General features: G+C 40.5%; 13 protein-coding genes. 1 reads left to right on the top strand and 12 read right to left on the bottom strand.

The window, feature by feature from the left end:
* Positions 1-5: 5 nt before the first annotated feature.
* The 5 genes from plsX to BFU02S_RS00365 form a co-directional block, all read right to left on the bottom strand.
* Entirely contained in the window at positions 6-1,010 is a 1,005-nt protein-coding gene (plsX, locus tag BFU02S_RS00345; RefSeq protein WP_066365061.1) for a phosphate acyltransferase PlsX, read from the bottom strand.
* A gap of 12 nt (positions 1,011-1,022) precedes the next feature.
* Positions 1,023-1,589 (bottom strand): transcription factor FapR, encoded by a 567-nt coding sequence (gene fapR / locus BFU02S_RS00350; RefSeq protein ID WP_066365159.1) that lies wholly within the window; start codon positions 1,587-1,589, stop codon positions 1,023-1,025.
* A 261-nt stretch (positions 1,590-1,850) separates the two neighbouring features.
* Positions 1,851-3,908 (bottom strand): ATP-dependent DNA helicase RecG, encoded by a 2,058-nt coding sequence (gene recG / locus BFU02S_RS00355; RefSeq protein WP_084360938.1) that lies wholly within the window; start codon positions 3,906-3,908, stop codon positions 1,851-1,853.
* A gap of 173 nt (positions 3,909-4,081) precedes the next feature.
* Entirely contained in the window at positions 4,082-5,764 is a 1,683-nt protein-coding gene (locus BFU02S_RS00360) for a DAK2 domain-containing protein (RefSeq protein ID WP_066365063.1), read from the bottom strand.
* Positions 5,765-5,778: 14 nt separating this feature from the next.
* Positions 5,779-6,144 (bottom strand): Asp23/Gls24 family envelope stress response protein, encoded by a 366-nt coding sequence (locus BFU02S_RS00365; RefSeq protein WP_066365065.1) that lies wholly within the window; start codon positions 6,142-6,144, stop codon positions 5,779-5,781.
* Between the two features lie 288 nt (positions 6,145-6,432).
* On the opposite strand from BFU02S_RS00365, the gene rpmB reads away from it, so the two are divergent.
* A complete protein-coding gene (gene rpmB, locus BFU02S_RS00370) occupies positions 6,433-6,621 on the top strand; it encodes a 50S ribosomal protein L28 (RefSeq protein ID WP_066365066.1) in 189 nt (62 codons plus the stop codon).
* 177 nt (positions 6,622-6,798) lie between these two features.
* On the opposite strand, the gene spoVM is transcribed toward rpmB, so the two are convergent.
* The 7 genes from spoVM to rlmN all read right to left on the bottom strand — a co-directional run bounded on the left by spoVM (position 6,799) and on the right by rlmN (position 13,101).
* Positions 6,799-6,882: a stage V sporulation protein SpoVM gene (gene spoVM / locus BFU02S_RS00375; protein ID WP_038541024.1), complete on the bottom strand. Its 84-nt coding sequence runs from the start codon at positions 6,880-6,882 to the stop codon at positions 6,799-6,801.
* Between the two features lie 104 nt (positions 6,883-6,986).
* Positions 6,987-7,637, bottom strand: coding sequence for a thiamine diphosphokinase (locus BFU02S_RS00380; RefSeq protein WP_066365069.1), 651 nt, complete (start codon positions 7,635-7,637; stop codon positions 6,987-6,989).
* Positions 7,638-7,689: 52 nt separating this feature from the next.
* Positions 7,690-8,334 carry a ribulose-phosphate 3-epimerase gene (gene rpe, locus BFU02S_RS00385; RefSeq protein WP_066365071.1) on the bottom strand — a complete coding sequence of 215 codons (645 nt, stop codon included), beginning with the start codon at positions 8,332-8,334 and terminating at the stop codon, positions 7,690-7,692.
* A 2-nt stretch (positions 8,335-8,336) separates the two neighbouring features.
* The gene (gene rsgA, locus BFU02S_RS00390) at positions 8,337-9,218 is read right to left on the bottom strand and encodes a ribosome small subunit-dependent GTPase A (protein WP_066365073.1); all 882 of its coding nucleotides are present in this window, start codon (positions 9,216-9,218) and stop codon (positions 8,337-8,339) included.
* A 57-nt stretch (positions 9,219-9,275) separates the two neighbouring features.
* Positions 9,276-11,255 (bottom strand): Stk1 family PASTA domain-containing Ser/Thr kinase, encoded by a 1,980-nt coding sequence (pknB, locus tag BFU02S_RS00395; RefSeq protein ID WP_066365075.1) that lies wholly within the window; start codon positions 11,253-11,255, stop codon positions 9,276-9,278.
* On the bottom strand, positions 11,256-12,008 hold the full coding sequence (locus BFU02S_RS00400; RefSeq protein ID WP_066365078.1) for a Stp1/IreP family PP2C-type Ser/Thr phosphatase: 753 nt from the start codon (positions 12,006-12,008) through the stop codon (positions 11,256-11,258).
* A gap of 4 nt (positions 12,009-12,012) precedes the next feature.
* The gene (rlmN, locus tag BFU02S_RS00405) at positions 12,013-13,101 is read right to left on the bottom strand and encodes a dual-specificity RNA methyltransferase RlmN (RefSeq protein ID WP_066365081.1); all 1,089 of its coding nucleotides are present in this window, start codon (positions 13,099-13,101) and stop codon (positions 12,013-12,015) included.
* Between the last annotated feature and the right edge of the window lie 3 nt (positions 13,102-13,104).

The raw sequence follows: 13,104 nt of genomic DNA on the forward strand, positions 1-13,104 counted from the left end.
TCCCCTTACTGTTCAATTTTTGCAGAATTTGCTTCTTCTACCGATTTTCTAATTAAGTCAACAACATGATTGGCAACCATTTCTCTCGTTTGTTTAATGGCAATAAAAATAGATTGGGCATTGGATGATCCGTGGGCTTTAATAACTGGAGCCTTTAGGCCAAACAAAGCGGCACCGCCGTATTCGGAATAATCCAATTTTCCTTTCAACTGTTTTAGATTTGGCTTAAGAATTGCAGCACCTAATTTACTTGTAAAACTGCTCATTAATGATGACTTAAGCATTTTCATAATAAATAGTGCGGTTCCTTCCAGCGTTTTAAGCACCATGTTTCCGGTGAAGCCGTCTGTCACGACAACGTCAGCAGCACCATCAAGCAGATCTCGTGCTTCTACATTGCCGATAAAATTAAGATCTGCATTTTTTAATAGATCAAAGGCAAGTTTCGTGAGCTCATTGCCTTTCTTTTCTTCCGTTCCAATATTTAATAGACCTACCCTCGGATTTTTAATGCCTCTTACTTTTTCACTGTAAATGGAACCCATGATGGCGTATTGCTGCAAATGTTCCGGTTTGGCATCTGCATTTGCCCCGACATCCAAGAGCAGGAATCCTTCTCCGCCAATGGTAGGCAGTGTAGGCGCCAATGCCGGGCGATCAATCCCCTCAATTCTGCCTACTATAAATAGACCAGCTGCCATTAAAGCTCCTGTATTTCCCGCCGAAAGACAGGCATCAGCCAATCCGTCTGCTGCCAGCTGTGCTGTCAGAACCATGGACGCTGTTTTTTTGCGTCGAACCGCTTTTACCGGTTCATCAGTTCCAAGAATCAGTTCTGTCGTATGTAAGATTGAAATTCTTTCGTGGGCTGTTAAGATTTCGTTTATTTTTGCTTCGTCCCCTACAAGGGTGATATGTAAATCGGGAAATGTTTGAACGGCTTTCATAGCGCCTAAAACAATTTCTTTAGGTGCGTGATCCCCGCCCATTGCATCTATTGCAAGTTTCATTTAACTCATCCTTTAAAGATTTTTTGACCGGTACATTTCAAACTTTCCAACAAAGACAAGTTCATTATTGACAAAACTTGATACTTCTACAAATGTCCTGCCGGTTTTCTCATCAATCTTTGTCACTTTTGCTTTGGCAATTACCCGTTCATGCAATTTCACAGACCGTTTAAATTGCAGATTTGCTTTTGCCGTTAATGCCAATTCATCGTTAATGACAGCAACCGCAAGTGAGTTGGCCTGGGCAAAAACATGATGGCCCCTGGCAATTTGGTTGCGTTTAAATACATGTTCTTCTTTGACATCAAATATGGAAATGGCGCTTTGATCTAATTCTATATCAATAATTTCTCCAATTACTTCATCAATTGGCAGCGAACGAACCTCACTTTCGAAGCGTTTTTCTGCTACCGTTTTAATCCGTTCCCGAAGCTCCGGAATTGACAGTTCTAACCGGTCCAAGCGGATAGTCTGTACACTTACTTGAAATTTCTCTGCCAGTTCTTCATCGGTAACAAAGGGATTTTCTTTTATTGTTGCGGTTAATAATTGCTGGCGCTCTTTCTTGCTTCTTCGCATCATATACACCGTCCGAGCTCTTATGACTAGGTACTAAGAGTAGTATATAAGTTAAGATAGCAGATTGCAAGAAGAAAAAGCGAAGTATAAAGTTGACTTCGAAAATTATCCAGCTCCACAAGAAATGCTTCGACAACATCAGCATCGCACGCCTAGCTCCTCGAGACAAAAACCAGATGCACTAAAAGTCCAAAAACCAGACTTTTAGTGCAGAAAAACATTTGCCTGTCGGGGCTGACCAAGGCGCTTGCGCTTTTCCTTTTAGTCCAGCTTTTCTCCCGATAATACGCCAGATTCTTCAAGCTGTTTTCTTAAACTCAAATAATCAGGGGAAGTCCAGAAGGCTTCTGATTGAATCAATATAGCAGCATCGTTCCTGGCTGTTTCAAGTGCACGGTAATCATGGACCATGTCCGCTATTTTAAATTCAGGAATACCGCTTTGTTTTTTCCCGAAGAAATCACCGGGTCCTCTCAGCTCCAAATCCTTTTCACTTAAAACAAAACCATCATTCGTTTCAGTCATAATTTTCATGCGTTCCTGGCCGACCTCTGATTTTGGGTTGGCCAGCAAAATGCAATAGGATTGGTCACTGCCGCGCCCAACACGTCCGCGCAACTGATGAAGCTGTGATAAACCAAAGCGCTCAGCATCATAAATGACCATGATGGTAGCGTTTGGAACATTGACCCCTACCTCTACAACGGTCGTTGAAACTAGAACTTGAACTTCATTTGTACTGAATGCCTTCATGACCGCATCTTTTTCATCAGAACTTAAGCGCCCGTGCATAAGGCCTACCTTAAAACGGTTTTGGTAGTACATGCTTAAATAGGCATGGACATCAATTGCATTCTGCACGTCCAATTTTTCCGACTCCTCTATTAATGGACATATGCAATAGGCCTGGTGCCCTTTGACCAACTCTTTCTCAACAAAGGCCAGAACCCGTTCCAGCATTTCCGGCTTTGCCCAGTAGGTTTCAATTGTCTTTCTTCCTGCCGGCATCTCGTCAATAATCGATACATCCATTTCCCCAAAGACCGTAATTGCCAATGTTCGTGGAATCGGAGTAGCAGTCATAAATAGTACATCGGGGTTCTCCCCTTTTTCTCGTAAAACACGGCGCTGCTCAACGCCGAAACGATGCTGTTCATCTATAATCACCAGACCAAGATGGTTAAATGTTACCTCATCCTGAATCAGAGCATGCGTCCCAATTAAAATATCAATCTTTCCTTCCATTAATGCCTCTAAAATTTCTACTCGCCGTTTTCCTTTAATGGAACTAGTCAAAAGCGCACACCGAACAGCAAAAGGTTCCAACAGTCGGGTTAAAGACTCGGCATGCTGCTCAGCTAAAATTTCCGTCGGAACCATTAAAGCACCCTGAAATCCTGCGGTTACAGCTGCGTATAGGCATATGGCGGCAACAACCGTTTTTCCAGAACCTACATCCCCTTGTAATAATCGGTTCATGCGATAAGGAGATTTCATATCCTTTAAAATTTCATTTACGACACGCTTCTGTGCATTCGTTAACGGAAAAGGCAGGTTATCAATAAAATCTTGCAATTTTTTTAGATCATAACATAGACTAATGCCTTGTGAATGTTCTCGTTCAAACTTTCTCAACCCTTGCATTTTTAACTGAAATAGTAAAAACTCCTCATAAACAAACCGTCTTCGTGCCTGTTTAATATCTTCTTGACTGTTTGGAAAATGCATCGCCTTAATTGCATCATGGCGGCCCATTAGACGATATTTCTTCAGTATCGAAGAGGGAAGAGTTTCTTCAATAAAACCTCCATATTGCTGTAAGGCCAGTCCAATAAATTTCCGCATTCCTTTTGTCGTTATTTTCCCTTTTAAGGAATATATCGGTTCGAAATCATTTTGTTTTCTATTTGGGCCAATTTGCAGTTCATTTGCTGTAATGGTCTGCCTGTGGGCATCCCATTTTCCGGTTACAGTAACAATTTCACTCATTTTCACTTTATTTTTTAAATAGGGCTGATTAAAAAAGACAGCCTTTATCAAATACGTTCCGACCAGCAATCTGATCGTAAGCTTCGACTTCTTCCTGCCATAATAGATAAGAGAAGGTTCACTATGAACCTTCCCTTCCACGGTTATTTTCTCATCATGCGGAACCTCTGTTAGGTCGCGCAGGCGGTAATCTTCATAACGATAAGGAAAGTATTCCAATAAGTCTTGGATCGTCACAATCTTCATTTCCGAGAGCATTTCGGCAGTTTCTGCTCCGATTCCCTTTAATACTGTTACAGATTGGTTAAGTTGTGAATTCACTTCTCTCATGCCGGCATCCCAAAGTTCCTGGTTTTTATCACTTAATCGTCGGGACAACCGCCAACCCTCCCTGTGCTGTTTCTTAATAATCTTAAATATATCAATGGAAAATGAATTATGGTAATAAAAAAAGAAGGGGCTTGCACCTTGCAATTCAAGTCCCCTTCTATTGTAGCCGTTCCCTATTCAATTGAAAAGATATAAGAATATAATGGCTGCTTGCCATTATGCACCTCAATTTCAACATCAGGGAAATGCACCGTAACAAATTGCCTAAGCTTGGCCACTTCTTCTTCCGCAATATCATCCCCATAAATAATAGTTAAGATTTCAGATTCGTCATCCATCATTTGCGTAAGCAAGTCTTCGGCTGCTTTTCTTTTGTCTTTGTTCTTTACTATAATTTTCCCATCGAATATCCCTAGAAAATCATCTTTTTCAATATCTAGACCATCCATTTGAGTATCGCGGACAGCAAAGGTAACTTCCCCTGTCTTAACGTGTGCAAGTGCCCTGTTCATAGCTGTTTCATTTGTTTCTACATCCCGGCTTGGATTAAACGCCATTAGCGCAGAAAGCCCTTGGGGAACCGTTTTGGACGGAATAACATGAATTTCTCCTTCCTCCACTTCTGCAGCCTGCCTTGCCGCCATAATAATGTTTTTATTATTGGCCAAAATAAATACCTTTTTCGCATTAACTTCCTGCACAGCCTTTACAATATCCTCTGTACTTGGATTCATTGTTTGGCCGCCTTCAATAACCGAATTAGCTCCCATGCTTTTAAATAATTCCGTAATCCCAGCTCCCATTGAAACTGCAACAATTCCATACTCGCATTCCTCTTCTATCCTTCGTTTCCGTTCTGCAACAAGAGGAGTTTGCGACTGGCCGACTATGCCAGTGTGCTGCTCGCGCATGTTTTCAATCTTCATATTGATTAAATCGCCATATTGCTGGCCAAAAGTTAGTACCTCGCCAGGTTGTTCTGAATGAATATGAACTTTTACAAGCTCATCATCCGCCACGACCAGCAATGAATCGCCAAACTTACTTAAGCCGCTTCTAAATGTTTCTTCATTAAACGGCAGGGTCGACCGTTTATCCGGCGTAAACTTTACCATAAACTCCGTACAATAACCATATTCAATATCTTCTGTATTCATATGGCTTTGGGCACTTTTGCGATGCTGGGCATTTACCAATTCCTCCATTGAAGGAAGAAGTTCAGGTGAATCGGAAAGCTTTTCTCCCCTTAGCTGTGCAAGAAACCCTTCGTAAACCAAAACCAGCCCCTGTCCACCGCTATCGACAACCCCGACTTCCTTTAATACGGGAAGAAGATCGGGAGTACGTCTTAACGATGCTTTTGCTTCTTTTAAAATTTCCTCCATGATGACGATAAGATCATTGGAATATTGAGCCGCCTGGGTGCCTTTTTTTGCTGCATCTTTCGCCACTGTTAAAATTGTGCCTTCAACCGGTTTCATGACTGCTTTATAGGCAGTTTCTACTCCGGCCTCAAAAGCTTGAGCAAAATCTTTCGCATTAATTTTATCCTTCGATTCGATTGATTTCGAAAAACCGCGGAACAGCTGAGAAAGGATCACCCCAGAGTTGCCCCGGGCTCCCATCAAAAGACCTTTGGAAAAGTGAGCTCCAACCTTACCTATATGTTCCTGTACATGTTGTTTTACTTCCTTGGCCCCGGAAGTCATAGATAAATTCATATTCGTACCAGTATCACCGTCCGGGACGGGGAAAACGTTTAAGGCATCTACCATTTTTGCATTGACCGCCAAATGGTTAGCAGCTTGAATAATCATTTCAGCAAAACGTTTTCCATCTAAAGATGTTATAGACACTAAAAGCTTCCTCCTTACAACGGATTCGTGACACGGACTCCCTGAACGTAAATATTTACTGAATCAACGGCAAGTCCAACTGTTTGATCTAGCGTATATTTAACTTTTGATTGCACGTTATGGGCAATCTCGGAAATTTTTGTTCCATAACTGACAATAATGTACATATCGATATGTAATTCGCTATTCTCCTGACGGACGATGACCCCTCGGGCAAAATTTTCCCGCCTTAATATTTCTGAAATACCGTCCCTTATTTGATTCTTTGATGCCATGCCAACAATACCATAACATTCGATGGCAGCTCCTCCGGCGATGACAGCAATTACTTCATTTGAAATATCAATTTGGCCGTACTTTGTTTTTAGTTCCACAGACATTTATTCCTTCCCCCTTTGGAAATATGCTCTTTGATTACAGTCATTTTACTATAGTCACCGTAATATGGAAAGTTATTCTTGTTTGATTACCAGTACAGTTACTAAAAGATAATGTGTCAAGGATTTTTTCTTGAAAGCTTTGGAAACACCTATTGCAATTCAATTCTTTGTATGATAAATTATAAAGGTATGTTTAGGCGCATAATAGGGCCGATCATTATTTTTACAGATGAAAACATCTGTTATTCTTTTTATGCAAAGCTTTTAGCGGTTAAGGAGGGAAAACATATGCCACGTAAATGTGTTATAACTGGAAAGAAGACTTCATCTGGTAACTCACGTTCTCACGCTATGAACGCAAGCAAGCGTACATGGGGTGCCAACCTGCAAAAAGTGCGTATTCTTGTTGATGGGAAGCCAAAACGTGTTTGGGTTTCTGCAAGAGCGTTAAGATCTGGTAAAGTCGAAAGAGTATAATCTTTACGGGGCATCCTGAAAACAGGATGCCCTTTTTAGCTTTGATTTTATCCCGAGGAGATAGGCGCTAAGCTGGACAATTTTCGAAGTCGTACTACTTATTTTTAAATGAAAAGCACCCATTGTGGGTGCTTTATGTTTATGATAAGGTATTTTGGATTTCAAATATTTATGTTTCTATTCGTTTTTCTTAAACACACCAATCATTGCCCGGACAATCCCGCCTAAAAATTTTGGCAGCTTAATTGTATAAAATTTCATACTGTCCCTCCTCACAAATCTCACGTCTCGCTTCTCTCTTGTCACGATTTTCGTACGCCTTACCATATTATTCAAACGAACGAAATCAGTACCTTCAAGCAAGCCTATTCATCACGGCTTCTTATCACTATTAATATGCCTTCGGAAAATGAAAAAGTACCATAATCATTGATAAGTTCATTACTTATACATAATGTTGAACCGAGAGAAATATGACGGTTTTTCAAAGGATATTTAAACCCTTCGAGGGTGAGATTTGAAACATGTTGAGTTAACGGGACAAAAGATATGTAAGTTTCGCTTTTCTTTTTCTTTAGTTTATGGACTCCCGGCCCTGCCAAAAACACCGTATTAAAACGGTCAATAAGGTAAATGTCTGCAGGGTGATTTGTCTGAAGCGGGGGATATAATAGCTGAACATTGGCTAACATATGATCCATTCTTCCCCCGGTTGCCCCAAAGAGCCGGATGGCCTCGGGGTTTTGGGCCAAAGCCCAGTTTAATGCCAATTCCATATCTGTTTCATTCTTTTCCGGCTTATACCGCTTCATTTCTGCAACAGTATTTTCAATCAATGTGAATTCTTCCGGTGAAACAGAATCAAAATCACCAAAGGCAATTTTGGGTGTAATCCCTCTGTTTAACAGGTGAAAAACACCGCGATCAGTACCGGCCCATATAACGTTTTCTTCATTATAATCATGTAAATCAGGCAAAAGATGTTCCGGGCCGCCTCCAAGTATATTAATAATCATAATAATGACTCCTTTAATAGTTAAAAAGCCGGTGTTGAGCCGGCTTTCCTAATTATCCCCTTATGGTTGAAATGGCTTTTTCATAATCCTCTGTATCATAAATCGCTGACCCTGCTACAAGGACGTTTGCGCCGGCTTCAATGCATTTTCTTGCTGTTTCGGAATTGACACCGCCGTCTACTTCGATTTCGATGGATGCCCCTTTTTCGTCAGCCATTTGTTTTACTTGTCTAATTTTATTGAGAACTTCCGGAATGAATTTTTGTCCGCCAAATCCAGGATTGACCGACATTAGTAATACTAAATCAACATCCTTGATGATATGCTGGATTGTATCGACTGGTGTAGCCGGATTTAATACCACTCCGGCCTTCACCCCTAATGATTTTATTTTTTGAATGGTACGGTGAAGATGTCTATCAGCTTCGACATGGACTGTTAAATAGTCTGCCCCTGCCTTTGCAAAGGCTTCAATATATTGGATGGGATTTTCGATCATTAAATGCACATCAAGCGGAAGCTTTGTAATGGGACGAATGGCCGATACAATCAATGGGCCAATCGTGATATTGGGCACGAAATGGCCATCCATCACATCTACATGAATGTAATCGGCTCCTGCTTTTTCAACTGCTAAAATTTCTTCCCCTAATTTTGAAAAATCAGCGGAAAGAATGGATGGTGCTATTTTTACCATAGTTAATACCTCGGCTTTCGATCTTTAATTTCCTTTAGAAAATCCAGATAATGTTCATAACGATATGTTGGAATATACCCCGACTCTACTGCTTGCTTGACCCCGCATTTTGGTTCACTAAGGTGCAGGCAGCCGCGAAATTTACAATGTTCACTCGCCTGCTCGAGTTCGGGAAAACAAGAAGTTAACTCATCTGCTTCAATATCGGTGAAGTCCAAAGAGCTGAACCCAGGTGTATCTGCAACAAGGCCATTGCCAATTCTGATTAATTCAACATGTCTCGTCGTATGCCTGCCCCGCCCTAAATGAGAGGAAATATCATTTGTTTTTAAGTCAAGATCCGGTCTTAATACATTTAATAATGAAGATTTTCCTACACCCGACTGGCCCGCAACGACTGATATTTTATCTTCAATATGGGGATACAATTGTTCAATCCCTTTTTCCGTTTCGGATGATGTCAAAATGACTTCATAACCTGCCGATTTGTAATCATGGACATATTTGGAAATCATCTGCTGCTTATTATCATCTGTTAAATCCATCTTGGTGATACAAATAAGTGGTTTAATATGATTGTATTCGACTAAGACAAGAAAACGATCCAATAATACGGGACTAAAATCAGGCTCGACCGCGGAAAAAACGAGAATAGCCTGATCTACATTCGCAATCGGCGGGCGGACTAATTCGTTTTTCCGCTGTTTCACTTCTAAAATATAACCTTCTGAATCATTTTCTGCTTGAAAAACAACTTCATCACCAACTAAAGGAGTGATTTTATTTTTCCGGAACACCCCTCTGCCGCGGCACTGGATTAAATCATCATCGTGCAACACATAGTAAAAACCGCTTAACGCTTTCACAATTTTCCCTTCAGGCATAGCAGCACTCCTTGCTTTTGTTACTTACAGCACAGTTTTGAAATTAATTCCAAAACTTTATTGGGCATCGTTATAATTAATAACCTCATCGATAATAACCTTACTATCACGAATAACTTTATATCCGGCCTTCCCACCGTACGGGATACTTAATTCAATAGACACTGTTTTGTTTCCTGTAATATCAAATGTTTGTGCAGGTTCTGTCATACTGTGATTCATATCTTCAATGTAAATCTGAACCTGCTGCTTCTGTCCCGGTTCACCAGGAACTGGCGGATCATAAGGAATCGTAATTTCTTTTGTTACATTTTTTGGCGGTTTTACCTCTTTCCCCTTGGATATGACTACGGTTACCTTGTCACCTTTATTCAATTGTGTACCCGGTGCCGGTTTTTGGGACAACACCATTCCAGCCGGAATATTATCATCATATTTTTCTTGCGAGGCATCTAATGTGAGACCTACTAACGAAGCATAGTCTTGGGCCCCTTTTAAATTGTATTGTGTTAAATCCTTTAAAGTAATTTTTTCAGGTCCTTTACTAACTTTAAACTCTAAAATAGTGTCTTCAGGAACCACTTTCTTTCCTCCGGGAGGATTTTGTCCGATAATTGTTCCTGGATCACTGTCATCATTTTCTTCAACTTTTTTGATTTCTTTAAAATTTTGATCGTCTAATAAGCGCAGGACATCATCATACTGGCGGCCAGTGTAGTCAGATAATTCATATTTTTCCTTCCCTGAACTGATATATAGATTTATTTTTGTATTCTCCTTAACGGTACTACCCGCTTCTGGATCCGTTCTAATGACCTTGCCTTTTTTGATGACTTCATCAGGAAAAGCTATTTTCTTATTGACACCAATTCCATTTGCTTTCAGAATTGAAATTGCCTTATCCGCGTTCATACCCGTTACATCGGGAATTTTAATATCTTTGGCTGACATCATTCCCGGTAAAACCACAACGGCTAATACACCAAGTAGGACAAGAATAAGAAAGGTTGAGATTAGAAAGATCGGCCATTTTTTTCGCTTATTCTTGATTGGTTGATCTTTTGGTTCTAAATTCTTTTCATTGATTGATATTTTTTCCTGATGATGCACCAAGGTTTCATCGAAATTTTCCGATGTTTGATCATTTGTTATGACTGGTATTGCCTTTGTCACTTCGTCATCAACCGGAAGGACAAACTTGGGCTCATCCATTCTTTCCGGGTCAAGTGCTGTGCTTAAATCCTCCGCCATTTCTTCTACATTGTTATACCGATGAAACGGATCCTTTGCCGTTGCTTTTAATACGATATTTTCTACACTTTGCGGTATATTAGGATTCCATCGCTTTACAGATGGTGTTTCCGATTGAAGGTGTTTTAAGGCAATTGAAACAGCAGATTCACCAGAAAAAGGGAGTCTTCCGGTTAATAACTCAAACATCACAATTCCAAGGGAATAAATATCAGATTTTACATTTGCCATACCACCGCGCGCCTGCTCAGGTGACAGATAATGAACAGATCCTAAAACGGAATTTGTCTGGGTAATACTCGTTGCACTTAAAGCCATGGCAATTCCGAAGTCTGTTATTTTAACATTGCCATTTTGATCTACTAAAATATTTTGCGGCTTAATATCGCGATGAATAATATGATTTTGATGGGCATGGGATATCGCTGAAGCGAGCTGTGACATAATCCGAACAGCATCTTCTACCCTGAGTGGGGAATTTTGTTGTATGTATTGTTTTAATGTTTGCCCATCAACATATTCCATGACAATATAATATAGGTCATCTTCTTCTCCAACATCGTAAATTTCAACAATATTTGGATGAGCAAGACTTGTCGCTGATTGTGCTTCTCTATGAAATCTTCGGATAAATTCTTCATCATTTGCAAAATCAAGGCGTAGCATCTTTACGGCAACATCACGGTCAAGAATGATATCATGAGCCAGGTAGACATTTGCCATACCGCCGCCGCCAATAATATTGAGGATTTTATAGCGGCCGCTCAATCTTTTACCGATTATCATTTATTGATCACCCTTGCTGTTTCCAGAGAACTCGACAATAGCCAGTGTTATATTATCTTCTCCGCCATATTCGTTTGCTAGTTGTATAAGAGTGCTTGCTTTTTCGTTTAAATCCGTATCATTACCAAGAATATCAGCCATTTCATTTTCACTGACCTTATTTGACAAGCCGTCTGAACACAATAGAAGAATATCTCCTTCTTCAAAAGTGATCGTTTTAATATCCATTTCTACTATTCTTTCCGTTCCTAAAGCCCTTAGTAATACATTCTTGCGTGGGTGATGCTCGGCATCCTCTTTTGAAATCTGCCCTGTTTTGACCAGTTCATTCACAAGTGAATGATCCTCGGTTATTTGCGTAAAACCGGATTCATTTAAAATATAACCACGGCTGTCACCGATATGAGCCATCGTTAGAAAACTGTCAGTCGCAATAGCGGCAACAATGGTAGTTCCCATTCCATCGCATTCTAAATGATTTGCCGCATGATCAAACAGCATTCCATTCACCTTTGATATTTGTTCCATCAACCATTTCTCGGCGTCACCGGCAGTTGTAATTCCTTTGGAAGCTTCCCATTCCTGCTTTAATTGTGATAATGTCATTTCGCTGGCAACATCACCTGCACGATGTCCGCCCATGCCGTCGGCTACGACGGCAAGACGGTTTCCATCCAGATTAATAAAGACGCCGCCAGCATCCTCATTATGTGGACGCACTTTGCCTTGGTCTGTTTGAAAAACAGCCTTCATATCTTCACCTCGTCTCCTCTTTTCTTTCCTTTGCGCGAAGCTGGCCGCAGGCCGCAGCGATATCAGATCCTTGCTCTCGGCGAATGGTCACATTAATCCCGCGGTCTTTAAGGGTACGTTCAAATGCGAAAATCTTATCTCTTGGAGTACGTACATAGTCTCTTTCAGGTACATAATTAACGGGAATCAAGTTAACATGGCATTTCAGCCCTTTAATCAGTTTAGCCAATTCCTCGGCATGTTCGATAGAATCATTTACGCCGCCAAACAAACCATATTCAAAACTGACACGCCGTCCGGTTTTATCGATATAATACCTTACAGCTTTCATCAAGTCATCAAGTTTAAAAGCCTTATTAATGGGCATTAACTTTGATCTTAATTCAGTATTAGGTGCATGCAGTGAAATAGCGAAATTAATTTGCATATTCTCATCCGCGAACTTGTAGATCTTTGGAATAATCCCGCTTGTGGAAACAGTTATATGCCTGGCTCCAATATTAAGTCCCTTATCGTGATTGATAATTTTCAAAAATGAGAGCATATTATTATAGTTATCAAACGGCTCCCCAATCCCCATAATAACCACTGAACTGACACGCTCATTCGTTTCGTCAAGCACCTTTTGCACTTTTACAACCTGTGCAACAATCTCACCGGCTTCTAAATGTCTTTTCAAACCACCTAGTGTGGAAGCACAAAAGGTACAGCCTATTCTACAGCCAACCTGTGTCGTTACGCAAATGGAGTTGCCGTAATCATGGCGCATCAACACGGTTTCAATCGAGTAGCCGTCATGCAGTTCAAATAGAAATTTAATCGTTCCATCTGCAGATGTTTGCTGCACTACTGTTTTTAACGTAGTAATTGTAAAATATTGTGCAAGCTTGTCACGCAGTGCTTTTGAAAGATTGCTCATATCTTCGAAAGAGATGACCCTCTTCTTATAAAGCCAATCATAAATTTGTTCGGCACGAAATGGCTTTTCCCCGTTCTCTTCAAGCCAATTCTTTAATTCTTGAAGTTCCAATGAATAAATTGATTTCTTATTTTCCAATTCTTCAGCTGTCTTTACCCGATTTGTCTGTTCCAACTA

It is taken from the genome of Neobacillus fumarioli NBRC 102428, from assembly GCF_001591485.1.
GTDB lineage: Bacteria > Bacillota > Bacilli > Bacillales > Cytobacillaceae > Neobacillus > Neobacillus fumarioli.